Below are 15,628 nucleotides of genomic sequence, written 5' to 3' on the forward strand. Positions count from 1 at the left end.
ATCAGATCTCGCGGGCCCGTTCGGTCCGCTCGAAGACCTCGATCTGGTCGCCCGGCTGCACGTCGTTGTAGTTCTTTACGCCGATGCCGCACTCGATGCCTGCCTTGACCTCGTTCACGTCGTCCTTGAAGCGCCGCAGCGACTCGAGCGCCCCCTCGTAGACCACGACGTTGTTGCGCAGGACGCGGATCGGGCTGTTGCGACGGATCGCACCCTCCGTGACCATGCAGCCGGCAACCGCGCCGAACTTCGACGAGCGGAAGACATCGCGCACCTGAGCAAGACCGATGATCTCTTCGGTCACGATCGGACTGAGCAGGCCCGAAATGGCCTTCTTCACGTCGTCGATCAGCTCGTAGATAATGCTGTAGTAGCGCAGGTCGAGGCCCTTGTCCTCGATCACCCGGCGCGCCGCGGCGTCGGCTCGGACATTGAACCCGAGCAAAATGGCGTTGGAGGTGACGGCCAGGTTGGCGTCGGATTCGGTAATACCGCCGACACCGACCGCGACCAGCGCAACCTTGACCTCCTCGTTGCCGAGTTTGAGCAGGCTGTCTTTGAGTGCCTCGAGACTGCCCTGCACGTCCGCCTTGACGATGAGGTTGACGCTCTTCTGCTCGCCGTCCTTGATCTGCGCGAAGAGTTGGTCGAGGCTCACGCCACGCTGCTCGTCGAAGCGGCTCTGTCGAGAGCGCGCCGAACGGAATTCCGCGACCTCGCGCGCCCTGCGCTCGTCGGCGACCGTCATGACGTCGTCGCCGGCATAGGGGGTGCCCGAGAGACCCAGCACCTGGACGGGAATCGATGGACCAGCCGCCTCGACCGGCGCTCCGGCCTCGTCGAACATGGCTCGAACACGACCGTATTCGCCGCCGCTGACGATGATATCGCCGCGCCGCAGCGTTCCGGACTGGACCAGGACGGTCGCGACCGGGCCGCGGCCCTTGTCGAGACTGGACTCGACGATCGTCCCGCGGGCGGGGCCGTCGACGGCGGCCTTGAGCTCGAGGACCTCGGACTGCAACAGAATTCCGTCGAGCAAATCGTCGATGCCGTCGCCGGTCTTGGCCGAGACCTGCACCATCATGGTATCGCCGCCCCACTCCTCGGCGACGACCTGGTGCTGAGTCAGCTCCTGCATCACCTTGTCCGGATGGGCATCGGGTTTGTCGATCTTATTGATCGCGACGATCAGCGGAACACCCGAGGCTCTGGCGTGCTGGATCGCCTCGACGGTTTGCGGCATGACGCCGTCGTCCGCCGCGACCACCAGGATGACGATGTCCGTCACCTTGGCCCCTCGAGCGCGCATCGCCGAGAAGGCGGCATGGCCGGGGGTATCGAGGAAAGAGACCGTCCCCTTCGGTGTCTCGACGTGATAGGCGCCGATATGCTGGGTGATCCCGCCCGCCTCGCCCGAGGCGACACGAGTGCGCCGGATATAGTCGAGCAAAGAGGTCTTGCCGTGGTCGACATGCCCCATGATGGTGACGACCGGAGGACGCGGCACCATCTCGGCCTGCTCGACCTGCTCCTGGACCTCTTCCATCAACACGCCTTCGGCGTCGCGCTCGTCGGCGCGCACAGCCGTATGACCGAGCTCCTCGACGACGATGGTCGCCGTGTCGCGATCCAGCGTCTGGTTGATGGTCACCATGACGCCCTGCTTGAAGAGCTCGCGGATCACCTCGGATGCCTTGACCGACATGCGGCTGGCGAGCTCGCCGACCGAAATGGCCTCGGGGATCTCCACCTCGCGGACCACCGGCGCGGTCGGCTTCTGGAAGACATGCTTATCCTGCAGCTGCGGCTTGAGCGTCTTCTTCTTCCGACGCAGTCCGCGCCCGGCGGTACCGCCGCCGGAATCGATCTCTTCGTAGTCGGCGCCCGGGATGACCGCAGCCTCGCGGCCTCGCGAGCTGTCCTTGCGTCCGGCCTTCTTGACCGAACGCTCCTTCTCGGAGAGTTCCGCCGGCTTCTTCAGGGCTGCCTTCTTCGACTTCGATGCCTCTGCGCGACGGGCGACGACCGCCGCTGCAGGCACGTCCTCGGGACCTTCATCATCGAGATCGGTCGCGGCGCTTGCGGCCTCCTGCTCCGCAGCCTCTGCGGCAAGTCGAGCGGCCTCTTCGGCCGCACGCGCCGCCTCGGCGACGCGTCGCTCCTGCTCCTCGATCCGACGCTTCTCGTCCTGCTCGCGAGCTTGGCGCTCTTGCTCCTCCTGCTCGGCAAGTCGGCGGGCCTCCTGCTCGGCCCGTAAGGCCTCGAGCTCGATGCGGCGGCGCCCGCCATCGTGCGCAGGTGTCGCGGACGAGGAGCGCTCGCGCTGCGGCCGCGCACGCTCCACGGCCGGACGCTGCTGGGCAGCGGCGGCGGACGGCGGCGGGACCGGCTCATCGGCGCGCTTGACGTAGGTCCGTTTGCGACGTACCTCGACGCTCACGGTCTTCGCCCGCGCGGCGGGGGTGGGTCGAGCACTTCCGACATTTCCCCGTGGAGCCGCCGCAGGCTGGCGCAGCTCGCTGACCGACTTACGCTTGAGCGTCACTTGCGCGGGCGTGGTACCGCTGTCGGCTTCCGCCTTTCCGTGGCTGCGACGCAGATAGCCGAGGAGCTGGAGTTTCTCCTGCTCCGTCAAGGTAGTCTCCGCGCTTTCAGCGGTGATGCCTGCCTCGTTCAGCTGTGTCAGGAGGCGCTCAACCGGGATGCCGACCGTAGAGGCGAGTTGCTTGACCGTGACTTCACTCATGAACTGACCTTTATTCCTCTATTCCTGCGGGGCGTCCGCAAACCAGGGCTCGCGGGCCTTCATGATCAAGCGGGCCGCACGCTCGCGGTCCATCCCGTCGATAACCAGCAGGTCGTCGACCGACTGCTCGGCGAGATCCTCGACTGTGGCCACGCCGCGCTCCGCAAGGGCATAGGCCAATGGCTCGTCCATTCCATCCATTTCCAATAGATCCGGCGCCGGATCCCGAGCCCCGTCTTCCTCGGTGGCGATCGCGCGCGTCAACAGCACGTCGTTTGCACGCTCGCGCAGCAACTCGATGGTCTCGTCGTCCAGCTCGTCGATCGCCTGCATCTCGACCAGAGGCACGTACGCCACTTCGTCGACCGTGCTGAAACCCTCTTCGACCAGAATCGCCGCAAGGGTCTCGTCGACACCCAGCTGCTCCATAAAGTTCTGGACCGAGCGAACGGCCTCCTGCTCGCCCTTGGCCGCCGCGTCTTCCTCGTTCATCACGTTCAGCTCCCAGCCGGTCAACTGACTGGCGAGGCGAACGTTTTGTCCGTTGCGCCCGATGGCTTGCGCAAGATTCTCTTCCTTGACGGCGACATCCATGCTACGCGCCTCTTCGTCGATGACGATCGAGACGACATCGGCCGGAGACATGGCGTTGATCACGTATTGAGCGGGATTGTCATCCCAGAGGATGATATCGACACGCTCACCATTGAGCTCGTTGGAGACGGCCTGTACGCGAGAGCCGCGCATTCCGACACAGGCGCCGACGGGATCGATGCGCGGGTCGGTGGTCCGCACGGCGATTTTGGCGCGGGAGCCCGGATCGCGCGCCGCACCCAGGATCTGGATCAGCCCCTCGCCGACCTCGGGAACCTCGAGCTTGAACAGCTCGATCAGCAACTCCGGAGCCGTCCGACTGACAAACAGTTGCGGACCCTTGGGCTCGGAGCGGACATCGTAGAGATAGCCGCGCAGGCGATCGCCGGGGCGCACCGACTCGCGCGGAATCACATGGTCGCGCGGAACCAGCGCCTCGGCATTGCTGCCGAGATCCACCATGATGGTGCCGCGCTCGGCCTTCTTCACGATGCCGGTGACCAGTTGACCTTTACGCTCGCCGAAGGCCTCGACGATCTTCGCCCTCTCGGCCTCGCGGACCTTTTGCACGATCACCTGCTTGGCTGTCTGGGCCGCGATGCGACCGAACAGCTCGGAGTCGATCTCCTCCTCGATGAAGTCGCCGGGGCCGAGCTCGGGCTCGAGGATCTGCGCCGCCGAGGCGGTAATCTGCCGAGACGGCGCCTCGAGCACACCCTGCTCGGGGTCGGGAATGATCTCCCAACGTCGGAAAGAGCGGTAGTCGCCGGTCTTGCGGTCGATCGCGACACGCACGTCGATCTCCCCGCCGTGTTTCTTGCGGGTGGCAGACGCCAGTGCGGCCTCGATGGCCTCGAAGATGACGCCTTCGGGGACGTCCTTCTCGTTCGAGACGGCCTCCACGACCATTAAGATCTCTTTACTCATTCCACCTCATCCGACTCAAAAGATCCGGCTCGCAACACGATCGAGCCGACGCGATCGACGACCGACGTGCGACTTGACCGAATGCGGCTATGCTCTTCCGCCACGTATCATGGTCCGGCAACGTCAAAAGACGGGGATAAGCCGGGCGATCTCGATCCGATTCACGGGGATCTCCCAGAGACGACCATCCGCCTCAAGGCTCACGATGCCCTCTTCGCATCCGCGAAGAATGCCTTCCAGACTCCGTCGCCCTTCGAGCTTCTCACTCAATCTCACCTTGGCGCGCGAGCCTTCGAAACGCCGAAAATGCTCGGGAAACACCAGTGGCCGATCCAATCCGGGCGAGGAGACCTCCAGGTCGTAGCGCCCCTGAAGGGGGTCTTCGACATCCAGGACAGCGCTCAACTGGTCGCTTACGGCAGCGCAGTCGTCGAGTCCGATACCACGCTCGTGGTCGATATACACCCGCAGCGTGGCGCCGCTGGCACCGCGCTGAAACAGCTCGACACCGACAAGCTCGTAGCCCAGAGGTTCGACAACCCCGTGGGCCAACTGACTGAGACGACTTTCCGCAGGCTCCATCACACGCCCTTCAGAAACAAAAATTGGGCCATTGGCCCAACGACTTAAAGATCCGCCCTCGACCCGACACAACCGACTGCATCGAGACGACGGTCTCGCCAGCGGATAATCGCTGCACCGATCCGATCCCGGGCCATGAGAACCGCGTGGACGTGCGAGGCGCCGGACGGTTGACACCCGGTCGACCACCTTTCAAGGGAGACCGCCGACCTGAAGTTCGGCAGCGATAAAAGACCCAGGATAAAAAAACCCCAGCGAAGGGGTTCTTATGAAACGCCGACCTTCAAGGTGCTCGCAGGAGACTTCATCTACGAAGCCCTTGGAGTGTATCCGGTCCGACCTTGATCCGCAAGGTTGTTGATCGCGCAGCGGCCGATATCGCGAGAGTACTGCGCGATGCAAAGACACGTCCGACGAACCACCCGCACATTGCCAAACACCTCCTCGCCGGTGCAGTCTCCAGGCACCGAGAGACCATCGGCCGGCGAGCGCGCCGCCGGCTCGACGCCGGGTGTCGATCGCTTTCGGCAACCTCCGGCACGCCATCCAGGGACGGAAGTCCGAGAAGGTGGTATCCATGACAGGCGAATCGATGACCGACGCGACGATGACTACTCCCTCACCGACCGAGCACGCCGCGGCCCGCACCGGAGCGCTTCTGCGCGAGGCGGAAACCTGGTTGCATCTCGCCATGCCTCGAGTCGAGATCCGATTCGACCTTCGCGGGACCTCAGCGGGGCAGGCGCGGATGCGAAGCCGGTCTTTCGCAATCATCCGCTACAACGCGACGCTATTGAGCATGCACGAGACACATTTCGTATCTGAGACCGTGGCGCATGAGGTCGCCCATGTCGTGGCCTTCGTGAAGCACGGGCCGCGTATTCGGCCACACGGACCGGAATGGCAAGCCGTCATGCGTCATTTCGGTGTCGAGCCTTCACGCTGCCATCGCTACGACGTCTCGAGGCTGCGCACGCGATCCCTGCAGCGGTTTCTCTATCGCTGCGACTGTGGAACGCACGAGATCAGCAGCATCCGCCACAATCGAATCTGTCGAGAAGGGACCGTCTATCTCTGCCGCCGCTGCAGGCAACCCCTACAGCATGAGGTCGACCTGCAAAATGAGAGATCCTAGTACCCCTTTTTCACCTTATTTTGCATGCTCGCACATCTAAGGTGGACCGGGGTACTCGGCAGCGAACGGGTTTCGAAGTTCGAAATTCGACAACCGGACGTCGACGAGGCTCTCAACCGCCGCCCGGAGACCGGTTTTCGCGAAGGCCGTCGGACGCATCGCGAGGCGGAAACTCCGTCTCGCGCATCCGCAGCCGAGGTCGGCTCGACACATCCGCGCGAAGGCGGATGCAACCGCTCCGCCCGACGAGGGCTATCGCTGATAGGCAGGCGCGCCGTAGCCCGGCCCGTAAACGGGCCCGAAAGCCGGCCCGTAAGCAGGATAGCCGGCCGGGGCGGCCATCGGTGCCGGCATCTCCATCCGCTCCCAGTATTCCCGGGCACGCTGGTCGGCGGCGCGCCGCATGTTTTCATATTCCGCCATCATGCGAGCACGATACTGAGCGGCACTTTCGCGGCGACCTTCGAACGCGGGGGCGGCGCCGGACGGCGCAGGAACGACCTCCGTACGCGCCAAGGGCTGGGGCACGACAGGCACAGGCGCGAAGTCCTGCCGGGTCAATGCGGGCGCCGGCGCCTCGGCCGACGCGGGTGCCGTTTCCGACGACGACTCGTCTCCCATCAACGATTCGGCAAACGCAGTTGCCTCCGCGTCCTTCATCGGCGGCGACTCGGCGGTCGTCTCGGCGGAAACGGCATCCGTGTCGGCCGCAACCTCCGGCTCCGCACGGGTTGCTTGAGGCGTTGCAGGCGCCGTCGCGGGTAAGGGGGCCGAGTGGCGACTAAACGCAGAGGCGGCCGGACGGTCTTCCGCGACCCGCACGGGCGCGGGGCTGGCTACGGATTCCTGCGGGGCGGCGCTCGTCTCCACGACAGCCGGCTGCGGATCGGCCGAATCGACAGCGGCGGACTCGGCGACGACAGGCTCGGCGACGACAGGCTCGACGTCGGCCGGCTCGGCCGTGCCCGTCAATTCCTTGACCTTCCCCACGACCTGGTTGAAGCCATCGGCCCCGGCGGCGGTCACATCGGCGATCACGGTTTCCGCAGAGGCCGTGAACTCCCCGAGCTTGTCGACGATCTTCTGGAAGCCGTCAGCTTCCGCGCTGCTCTCGCCGGTCAAGGCGACCTGCGTCGTATCGCCGGTGGACTCATGGTCGGCCGAGCTCAGATACAGGTAACCGAAGGCAATCACGACGGCCCAAAGGGATAACTTCGGGATCCAGCCGAGACCGGAGCGTTTGGGTGCAGTTTCCTCGGTGGCCATTTCGGATTCTCCTGGAAAAGCGATAAAGTAAGGGACGCTTATGGTATCAGAGTTTCCTGATGTACTTAAACACCTTGCGCTACCGACAGTCCGGCGAAGCCTGTTCGAGGCCCCGGATCCGACCTTCCGAGCCGACGGGCCAACCGAACGGATCGCCCTAAGGGATCATCCCGAGGTTGCGACGATCCGGAGGACCTTACGCACACGCCCGACACAGTCGGATAGATGAGACTCGATCTCGGCCATTGTGATCACACCCTCGCCCTTGCCCGCCGCCCAGTTCACGACGAACGCTAGGCTCGCGTAGCAGAGCCCGAGCTCCCGGGCGATCCCGGCCTCCGGCATGCCGGTCATCCCCACGAGATCGCAGCCGTCGCGCTCCAAACGAGCGATCTCGGCGGTGGTTTCGAGACGCGGTCCCTGGGTCGCGGCATAAACCCCCTCCTCGATCGCCGGATGACCGGATTCGGCGCAGGCGCGAATCAAGACTTGGCGCAGCTCTTCGCAGTAGGGCGAGGTCATGTCGACATGATCGAGCGCCCCCTGCTCGCCATCGTAGATGCTGTGATCTCGCCCGTACGTGTAGTCGACGAGGTCGTGCGGAACCGCGAGCGCCAGCGGGGAGAAGCGCGCACCGATCCCGCCGACCGCGGCCAGCCCGACGACACGCTCTGCCCCCAAGGCGCGCAGCGCCCAGAGATTGGCGCGGTAGTTGATCCGGTGGGGCGGCAGCCGATGCTCGGCGCCGTGACGCGGTATGAAAAGGATCTCGGCGCCATCGAGGCGCCCGATCGCGACCGGCGCCGAGGTCTCGCCGAAGGGGGTTTCGACCCGACGAGACGCCTCGAGCTCGAGGTCGGGAAAGTCCGAAAAACCAGATCCACCGATGATGGCGAGAAGGCTCATGCGCTTCATGAAGGTCCGAAATTGACTCGAAATTGGCCGCGCAGTCTAGCGGAGGGCGGCGAGGAAGCCAAAAAAAGGCGCCTTGCGGCGCCGGTCTCTTGTCGTCGAGCGGTCTTGACGACCGAGTCGACTCTCAAACGGATGTCTTGAACGCGCTCGCGTCGGATTTTCGGGATCGATCGGTGAAAATGCCGATCTCGATGAGCTTCGGAAAAAGGACCTGCTCTTCGCGATCGATGCGCTTGTCAACCATATCGAAGATCTCGTGCGTTTCAGCAAGAAAATCTTCCGTGAAGTTGAAATCGCAGTTTTTCAACCAGTGCTTATGGTAGTCGTCGAAGGTTTTGCGCAAGGGCTTTTCGCCGCTGATGAAGCCCCACGCGATCGACTTGACCTTGGGGTCTTCATGGATGAGGAGGGTCGGGTAGAGACTGCGATCCTCATCGGCGAGATGGCTGCGAACCTTCGTACCAAGGTCGCACAACAGCTCGTAAGCGGTCTTCGCATTCGGGCGAATGCGCAGCTGCTCGGGGGTGAGAAGCGATCTGAGATCCTCGATCATCTGACGCAGTTCGCCATGTGTGTGGCGGTAGTCTTCCAGGGTCGGCATGCACCATCCTCCGATTGTTATGGGTTGTGCGGTCGTCACGTCCCGCGGGGCGAAGACATCGACGCCGCCCCGGGGAGGACCGATCACGCTGAAACAACACGCAGATCAGGGTGTATACCAAAGCTCAAAAGGTGTCAAAAAGCGGGTACTTATATTCGGGTTTCAACAAATACCCATAGAGCCGTCGCGCCTACACGTCCTCATCGGCCACTGCATAGATCCCGGCTGCGTTTCGGAAGTAGTCCTTGTAGTCGAGCCCGTACCCATAGAGATACCGGTCCTCGACGTGCACACCCACGACATCGGCCTCGCACGCATGTTCGCGCTCTTTGGACACCAGAACAGCCGTGTGCACGCTTGCCGCCCCGTCTTCATGACAGGCATCGACGATCTGACGCAGCGTAATGCCCTCGTCGAGAATGTCGTCGAGCACCAAGACATGCTCGCCGCGGATGGCATCCGACGGACGGTAGCGCCAGAGGATCTCCCCGCCGCTGGTTCGGCCCTGGTAACGGCTGGCATGGATGTAGTCCACCCGCAGTTGAAACTGCAGCCGCGGAAGGAGAAGACCGGCGACAATGACCGCTCCCGTCATGACGCAAAGCACCAGGGGATCCTTTCCGGCGAGACGCTCGGCAACCGCCGCGGCCATCCGGTCGAGCGCCGCATCGATCTCTTCGGGCGTGACCAGTTGTTGTGCGCGTGCGGCGACGGCGTCGTAGTCTTTCGGGTCGAGCTTCATCCAGTTGCCTCCGGGTCGGTCGGATCGAGGAGCCCCAGATCAAGCGTCTCGAGCCCCTCGAGAAGAGCCACGCACCGCACGCCGCGCTGCCACTCGGGCTGCTCGTGCAGACGTGCTCGCTCATGCTGACCGCGACCATGCATCCTGAGAAGACGCAGCTCAGCCGCAGGGTCGTGGTGATCGGCGAACGCCTCAAGAACCTCAAGCGCCGCCGGGCGATTGTTGCAGACCAACAGCATATCGCAACCGGCGTGCGAGGCGGCGCGCGCGCGCTCGACCGGTCCACCCTCAGATGCCGCCGCCCCCATGCTGAGGTCGTCGCTGAAGATCACCCCCTGAAAACCGAGCCGGCCGCGCAAGATGTCGCGCAACCAAACCGGTGAGAATCCGGCCGGACGGTCGTCGACCGACGGGTACAGAACATGGGCCGGCATGATCCCTTCGATCGCGTGCGCGATGACGCGCTCGAAAGGAATGAGATCGTCCATCAAAAGATCAGCGTAAGGCCTCGGATCGATTGGCAGCTCAAGGTGTGAATCCAGGTTTACACCGCCGTGCCCGGGAAAGTGCTTCCCCACGCCGGCCATGCCGGCGCGACGCACTCCGTCGAGCCAGGCGAGCGCCAAATCGCCGACCGCGCGCGCCCGGCTCCCGAAGGCGCGATCGCCGACCACGGGATTCAGGCCTCGATCCAGATCGAGCACCGGCGCGAAGCTGAAGTCCACGCCGACCGAGCGCAGCTCCGCGGCCATCAGCCATGCGACGGACTCGCAGCTGGCACGGGCGTCTCTGGGATGGCGACTGAAGAGCTCGGCGAACCGGCCCGCCGGCGGAAGTCGCGTAAATCCCTCGCGAAAGCGCTGCACCCGCCCCCCTTCTTGGTCAACACCGATCAGGAGGTGCGGCGCGCGCAGGGCGTGGATCTCGGCGGTCAGCTCGGCGAGCTGAGAAGGCGAGTCGAAGTTGCGCGCGAACAGGATCACCCCGCCAACGCCGGGATGACGCAACAGCTCGCGATCCTCGGCGTCGAGTGCCGTCCCCGCGACATCGAGCATGACGGGACCCAGGGACATGGTCAGGCATCCACTCCTGGACGACACGAACGTGCCGACCGGTCCTTGCGCCGACAGAGCATTCTCCACTCCGATCTCGATCTTTTCATTCGCAATACCGATTGCGTAATCTTCGCCCAACACCGAACGGACCCCGGACAGACCGCGACCCCGGAACCCGAGTCGACGAAGGTTGTTGTAACACAGCAACAGCTTCGCTCCTAGGGCCTCCGGGTCTCGACCTCGCCGGGGCTGCGCAGGCATACCCGGGGCCGGTATTATAGTTCCCGCCGGCGAACGCCCGCGCGCGCGGGACGGCCTCTACGCATCAGCAGCACGACTGCCGTCCGCCGGCTCCTGCGAGCGCATCTTCCACCCGAGTCCAGCCGACGTCCAAACCAGCCGAGGTCTTCGTTCATGTCGTACCGCCGTTTCCCGCACCTGCTCGTCGTACTTTACGTACTCTTCACGGCAGGCTGCGGCTCCAGCCCAACCTCGGCGCCGGTCCAGACAGCCACCGGAATCGGCACCTCCGCGGCGATCGGGGCTCCGACGCCGGCGAGGGCGCCGGGCAGCGCCCGTGCGACTGCACCCGGCGAGATCTACGACGGCCCCCCGGCGCTCGCGATCGCCCCGGTCGTCGACGGTCGCGCTTCGGCCTCGCCTGAGGTCTCGGCCTGGTGGATCCAAAAACTGATGGCGGATGACCTGGACCGCACCGACCTCTTTGCCGGCGTGATTGCGCTCGAGCACGTATCCGAAGCGCATGAAGGAGGCCTGCTCGTCCAACCGGCGCTCACGGGGTTGACCTGGACCCGGCCCGATCAGCGCAGCGGGACTATCGCCATGCGAATCCGGGCGAGTGACACGGAGACCGGCCGGGTCCGCCTGGACCGCGTCTATACCGCATCCTGCAGCAACTGCAAGGTGGCACCGGGCCAACCCGCCGTTGCGGGTCCATTGGCGGTCTTGATGCAAGACGTCGCGAAAGATCTGCGGTAAGACGCGACCCGCCCGCGACCGCTCCGCGCGCCGCAATTTTCCGCGAAACGCGCACACCCGGGACGGCATGACCGTGTGTCCCGACGCCCGCGCGCCCACACGGCGGGGAGGTCTTCAGCGGGCAGGCTCGACGCGGGCGGAATTCAGGGTTACCCCGAGCGGCCCCCGAGCGATCCATGTCTCCACCACTCGCCCTCCGCGGCGCACCTGCACCGCAACCTGCTCCCCGTATTCACCCTCGGTGGTCTTCCTACGCAGCTCCGAGAAGTCGAACAACCGCTCGTCGGCGTACGCCTCGATCAGATCGCCCGGTTGCAGACCAGCGATCTCGGCGGCAGATCCCGGGATGACGGAGTCGATCTTGACGCGATTGTCCTCGCCCGTGGCAAATAGATAACGGTCGTAGATCTCCTCGCCGATCTCTTCACGCAGCGAACGCGCGTCGGCATTGATGCGAGAAAGCTCATCGCGGTACTCGGCGGTCCCGAGCCAGCCTTCCCGAATCGCTTGATCCCGCAACGAGAGTCGCTCGAGCGAACGCTGTGCCTCGCGCAGGACCAGATCCTCGGCCAAGACCGGATCGACACCTGCGGCCACGAGGGCTCCGCGTCGCTCGTCTGCGGTTCGCGGAGCCGCCGGGCGTGATTCTTCGTTCGCGTCCGCGGGCGTCGAGGAGGCCGTCAGGACGCGGTTCAGGGTCTGTTCCACACTCGCGAGCCGAGAGCGTAGATCGGTAACCTGGGACTCCAAGCTTTTCAGCGCCTGCGGGGTCACGACGTCGCCGGCGGGGATCGTCGGCACATCCGGCGGCGTCTCCTCGGGTCGACCTGCACGTTCGGTCACACCCAACGCGACCGGGATCGGCGCATCTGCCCGCTCTTCCGAAACCGGATCCACCTCGGAAGCCGCGGGCGACAGGGGTTCGTTCAGCGCGATGTAGCCGGCGACGGCTGCTGCGCCGAAGAACGCGCCGACCGCGAAGCCGGCGGACAAGAGAGGAACGGCTGGTTGCATTGCAGGGTCTCCGGTGTCTAGGACGTGAGCCTGCGACCGCGACCGAGGCGCCGCGTTCCCCGCATCATCAAGAGACCAGCGAGCCGCCGTCACGACCTCCCGCCTGATCACGGAACCGGCAAAACTGTTAAGCTCGCTCCGGTCATCGACCGCGGCAGCGTTTCCGTTGGTTTTCGAACCCATGCCCCGATGTACCCGCCAATAGCGCAAGGCGGAGCGGCGAGCTCCAGCCGAGCGATGGTCAACGAGGACAGCCCGAGAATGAATGCCAAAAATCTGAATCTGCTGCTGTGGGTCGCCGTCACCATCTGGTTGGTGATGATGTTCAACAGCATGACGACCTCCGACCAGATCGAGTCCCGCAGCCTAAGCTACAGCCAGTTCCTCCAGGAATTGTCCGACGGCTCGATCCGCGAGGTCACCATCCAGGACGAGAAAATCAAGGGCCTGAGGACCGACGGCTCCCGATTCGAGACCTTCGATCCGGGTGACCCCGCGCTCGTCGGCGATCTCCTCGAGAATGGCGTGACGATTCGCGCCGAGCCGCCGGATCGCCCGAGTGTCCTGGCTCAAATCCTGATTGCCTGGCTGCCCTTCCTGCTCCTGATCGGAGTCTGGTTCTGGTTCATGCGCCGCAACATGGGTGGCGGCGGTGGTGGCGGCGGGATCTTTAACTTCGGCAAGAGCCGCGCTCGCCAGCACGCCGAGGGCGAGGTCAAGGTCACACTGCGCGACGTCGCAGGCGTCGAGGAGGCCAAGGAAGAGGTGGGCGAGCTGGTGGATTTTCTGCGTAACCCGCAGAAATTTTCGAACCTCGGCGGCCGCATCCCGCGCGGAGTGTTGATGGTCGGGCCTCCCGGCACCGGCAAAACGCTTTTGGCCCGCGCGATCGCAGGCGAGGCGAAGGTGCCCTTCTACAGCATCTCCGGATCGGACTTCGTCGAGATGTTCGTCGGCGTCGGCGCTTCGCGCGTTCGGGACCTGTTCGAGCAAGCCAAGAAGGCCGCTCCCTGCATCATCTTCATCGACGAGATCGATGCGGTCGGGCGCAAACGCGGCGCCGGTCTCGGCGGCGGCCACGACGAGCGTGAGCAGACCCTGAACCAACTGCTGGTCGAGATGGACGGCTTCGCGGGGAACGAGGGCATCATCGTCATCGCGGCGACCAACCGCGCCGACGTGCTCGACCCGGCGCTCCTGCGTCCGGGACGGTTCGACCGGCAGGTGGTTGTCGGTCTGCCCGACCTCGCCGGTCGCGCGGCCATCCTCGAGGTGCACATGCGGAAGGTGCCGATCGCCGACGACGTCGAGGCACGCACCATCGCCCGCGGGACACCCGGCTTCTCGGGTGCCGACCTCGCGAATCTGGTCAACGAGGCTGCCCTTTTCGCGGCGCGCGCCGGGCACACCGAGGTCTCAATGCAGATGTTCGAGCGCGCCAAGGACAAGATCATGATGGGCGCGGAGCGCCGCAGCATCGTCATGTCCGAGTCCGAGCGTAAGCTGACCGCCTATCACGAAGCCGGTCACGCCATCGTCGGACGTCTCGTGCCCGAGCACGACCCCGTCCACAAGGTCAGCATCATCCCGCGCGGACGCGCGCTCGGCGTGACGCTGTTTTTGCCCGAGCGCGATCGCTACAGCATGAGCAAACGCCAACTCGAGAGCCAGCTCTCGACCCTGTTCGGTGGGCGCCTGGCCGAGGAGATGATCTTCGGGCCCGAGCATGTGACGACCGGCGCCTCCAACGATATCGAACGCGCCACCGATATCGCGCGCAACATGGTGACGCGCTTCGGGTTGTCCGACAGCCTCGGGCCGCTGGCATACGCCGAGGACGAGGGCGAGGTCTTCCTCGGACGTTCGGTGACGCAGCAGCGACAGGTCTCGCCCGAGACCGCGCAGGCGATCGACAAAGAGGTCCGGAAGATCATCGATCGCAACTACAAGCGCGCCAAGAAAATGCTCGAGGAGAATCTCGAGAAGCTGCATACGATGGCCGACGCTCTGCTGAAGTTCGAAACGATCGGCAAGGACCAGATCGACGACATCATGGCCGGCCGGCCGATGCGCGAGCCCGACGACGATGTCGACAGCGCCAAACCGACCTCCGGCGGAGACCTGCCGAAGGGAGGCGCACCGCGTCAGGAGCCGCCCGTCGTCGGCGGAGCCGTCGGCGGAGTCTGATCGAGACTCTCGACAGAGCCATCCCGCCCATCGGACGGGCGTGTGAAATCAAGCCCTCGCAATCGATTGCGAGGGCTTTTTTGTTTTATACTTCAGCCCGATCGATCGATCGCCCCGGCCTTGACAACGAGGCCTCGGGGCACCTTCCGGAAACCGCATCAGGATCCCGACAACGTGCCTGCGCCCGCGCTCGTCCTTGCCTCGACCTCGCCGCACCGGCGCCAACTCCTGGAGCGTTTGGGCCTGCCGTTTACGACCGCCGCTCCCGATATCGACGAACGACGTCGACCCGGCGAATCGCCGCAGGTCCTGGTTCTGCGCCTGGCCGAGGCCAAGGCTCGGGCGATCGCGCCGACGCATCCGAACGCGCTCGTGATCGGATCGGATCAAGTCGCCTGCATCGATGACGACGTTCTGGGAAAGCCGGGCGACCGCGCCAACGCGATTGCTCAACTGGAGCGAGCCTCGGGGCGGATTGTCGTCTTCCAGACCGGTTTATGTCTGCTCGACACGGCCAGCGGGCACGCGCAAACCCTCGTCGAACCCTATCGCGTCCATTTCAGACGGCTGGATCGGCGGCAGATCGAAACCTACCTCGATCGCGAGCAACCCTTCGATTGCGCCGGGAGCTTCAAGTCGGAGGGACTGGGAATCGCATTATTCGAGCGCCTTGAAGGAGATGACCCCAATAGCTTGATCGGCTTGCCGCTCATTCGTTTGATCTCATTACTCGAATCGAAAGGCATGCATCCGCTCAGCGTCTAGTCACCGGCGCAACTGCGGGTCGAATACAAAGGTCGCGCACACGTATCGAAATTGCGAGCAATCGCGGTGATCAGTTATCCTATCACGCTGAAAAATA

General features: G+C 64.5%; 13 protein-coding genes. 4 read left to right on the top strand and 9 right to left on the bottom strand.

The window, feature by feature from the left end; all coding sequences use genetic code 11:
• Position 1: 1 nt before the first annotated feature.
• From infB to rimP, 3 genes are all read right to left on the bottom strand, one after another.
• Positions 2-2,749, bottom strand: coding sequence for a translation initiation factor IF-2 (gene infB / locus LT988_RS00850; RefSeq protein ID WP_232408392.1), 2,748 nt, complete (start codon positions 2,747-2,749; stop codon positions 2-4).
• Positions 2,750-2,767: 18 nt separating this feature from the next.
• Positions 2,768-4,270 (bottom strand): transcription termination factor NusA, encoded by a 1,503-nt coding sequence (nusA, locus tag LT988_RS00855; RefSeq protein WP_232408393.1) that lies wholly within the window; start codon positions 4,268-4,270, stop codon positions 2,768-2,770.
• Positions 4,271-4,393: 123 nt separating this feature from the next.
• Positions 4,394-4,852, bottom strand: a complete 459-nt coding sequence (rimP, locus tag LT988_RS00860) for a ribosome maturation factor RimP (protein ID WP_232408394.1) — start codon at positions 4,850-4,852, stop codon at positions 4,394-4,396.
• A gap of 577 nt (positions 4,853-5,429) precedes the next feature.
• Here rimP and LT988_RS00865 point away from each other — a divergent pair.
• Positions 5,430-5,987, top strand: coding sequence for a SprT family zinc-dependent metalloprotease (locus tag LT988_RS00865; RefSeq protein WP_232408395.1), 558 nt, complete (start codon positions 5,430-5,432; stop codon positions 5,985-5,987).
• 252 nt (positions 5,988-6,239) lie between these two features.
• Here LT988_RS00865 and LT988_RS00870 read toward each other — a convergent pair whose 3' ends face one another.
• From LT988_RS00870 to nagZ, 5 genes are all read right to left on the bottom strand, one after another.
• Positions 6,240-7,253, bottom strand: coding sequence for a hypothetical protein (locus LT988_RS00870; RefSeq protein WP_232408396.1), 1,014 nt, complete (start codon positions 7,251-7,253; stop codon positions 6,240-6,242).
• A 165-nt stretch (positions 7,254-7,418) separates the two neighbouring features.
• Positions 7,419-8,159, bottom strand: coding sequence for an S-methyl-5'-thioinosine phosphorylase (locus tag LT988_RS00875; RefSeq protein WP_232408397.1), 741 nt, complete (start codon positions 8,157-8,159; stop codon positions 7,419-7,421).
• Positions 8,160-8,292: 133 nt separating this feature from the next.
• Positions 8,293-8,769 carry a hemerythrin domain-containing protein gene (locus LT988_RS00880; RefSeq protein WP_232408398.1) on the bottom strand — a complete coding sequence of 159 codons (477 nt, stop codon included), beginning with the start codon at positions 8,767-8,769 and terminating at the stop codon, positions 8,293-8,295.
• 190 nt (positions 8,770-8,959) lie between these two features.
• Complete coding sequence (locus tag LT988_RS00885; protein ID WP_232408399.1) at positions 8,960-9,511, bottom strand: hypoxanthine-guanine phosphoribosyltransferase; 552 nt, start codon at positions 9,509-9,511, stop codon at positions 8,960-8,962.
• Positions 9,508-10,584 (bottom strand): beta-N-acetylhexosaminidase, encoded by a 1,077-nt coding sequence (gene nagZ / locus LT988_RS00890; RefSeq protein WP_232408400.1) that lies wholly within the window; start codon positions 10,582-10,584, stop codon positions 9,508-9,510. The genes LT988_RS00885 and nagZ overlap by 4 nt, the downstream gene beginning before the upstream one ends.
• 396 nt (positions 10,585-10,980) lie before the next feature.
• Between nagZ and LT988_RS00895 the strand changes: the two genes are divergently transcribed.
• Positions 10,981-11,565: a hypothetical protein gene (locus LT988_RS00895; RefSeq protein WP_232408401.1), complete on the top strand. Its 585-nt coding sequence runs from the start codon at positions 10,981-10,983 to the stop codon at positions 11,563-11,565.
• A gap of 114 nt (positions 11,566-11,679) precedes the next feature.
• Here LT988_RS00895 and LT988_RS00900 read toward each other — a convergent pair whose 3' ends face one another.
• Entirely contained in the window at positions 11,680-12,579 is a 900-nt protein-coding gene (locus tag LT988_RS00900) for a PDZ domain-containing protein (protein WP_232408402.1), read from the bottom strand.
• 261 nt (positions 12,580-12,840) lie between these two features.
• Between LT988_RS00900 and ftsH the strand changes: the two genes are divergently transcribed.
• Both ftsH and LT988_RS00910 read left to right on the top strand, forming a co-directional pair.
• Positions 12,841-14,766: an ATP-dependent zinc metalloprotease FtsH gene (ftsH, locus tag LT988_RS00905; RefSeq protein ID WP_232408403.1), complete on the top strand. Its 1,926-nt coding sequence runs from the start codon at positions 12,841-12,843 to the stop codon at positions 14,764-14,766.
• A 174-nt stretch (positions 14,767-14,940) separates the two neighbouring features.
• Entirely contained in the window at positions 14,941-15,531 is a 591-nt protein-coding gene (locus LT988_RS00910) for a Maf family protein (protein ID WP_232408404.1), read from the top strand.
• The last annotated feature ends 97 nt before the right edge of the window (positions 15,532-15,628 follow it).

Origin of the sequence: Thiocapsa bogorovii (assembly GCF_021228795.1) — a bacterium.
GTDB lineage: Bacteria > Pseudomonadota > Gammaproteobacteria > Chromatiales > Chromatiaceae > Thiocapsa > Thiocapsa bogorovii.

What these genes read in the sequence shown, in the direction of transcription:
- infB (WP_232408392.1), bottom strand. Translation starts at nt 2,749, where the DNA reads ATGAGTGAAGTCACGGTCAAGCAACTCGCCTCTACGGTCGGCATCCCG.
- nusA (WP_232408393.1), bottom strand. Translation starts at nt 4,270, where the DNA reads ATGAGTAAAGAGATCTTAATGGTCGTGGAGGCCGTCTCGAACGAGAAG.
- rimP (WP_232408394.1), bottom strand. Translation starts at nt 4,852, where the DNA reads ATGGAGCCTGCGGAAAGTCGTCTCAGTCAGTTGGCCCACGGGGTTGTC.
- LT988_RS00865 (WP_232408395.1), top strand. Translation starts at nt 5,430, where the DNA reads ATGACAGGCGAATCGATGACCGACGCGACGATGACTACTCCCTCACCG.
- LT988_RS00870 (WP_232408396.1), bottom strand. Translation starts at nt 7,253, where the DNA reads ATGGCCACCGAGGAAACTGCACCCAAACGCTCCGGTCTCGGCTGGATC.
- LT988_RS00875 (WP_232408397.1), bottom strand. Translation starts at nt 8,159, where the DNA reads ATGAGCCTTCTCGCCATCATCGGTGGATCTGGTTTTTCGGACTTTCCC.
- LT988_RS00880 (WP_232408398.1), bottom strand. Translation starts at nt 8,769, where the DNA reads ATGCCGACCCTGGAAGACTACCGCCACACACATGGCGAACTGCGTCAG.
- LT988_RS00885 (WP_232408399.1), bottom strand. Translation starts at nt 9,511, where the DNA reads ATGAAGCTCGACCCGAAAGACTACGACGCCGTCGCCGCACGCGCACAA.
- nagZ (WP_232408400.1), bottom strand. Translation starts at nt 10,584, where the DNA reads ATGTCCCTGGGTCCCGTCATGCTCGATGTCGCGGGGACGGCACTCGAC.
- LT988_RS00895 (WP_232408401.1), top strand. Translation starts at nt 10,981, where the DNA reads ATGTCGTACCGCCGTTTCCCGCACCTGCTCGTCGTACTTTACGTACTC.
- LT988_RS00900 (WP_232408402.1), bottom strand. Translation starts at nt 12,579, where the DNA reads ATGCAACCAGCCGTTCCTCTCTTGTCCGCCGGCTTCGCGGTCGGCGCG.
- ftsH (WP_232408403.1), top strand. Translation starts at nt 12,841, where the DNA reads ATGAATGCCAAAAATCTGAATCTGCTGCTGTGGGTCGCCGTCACCATC.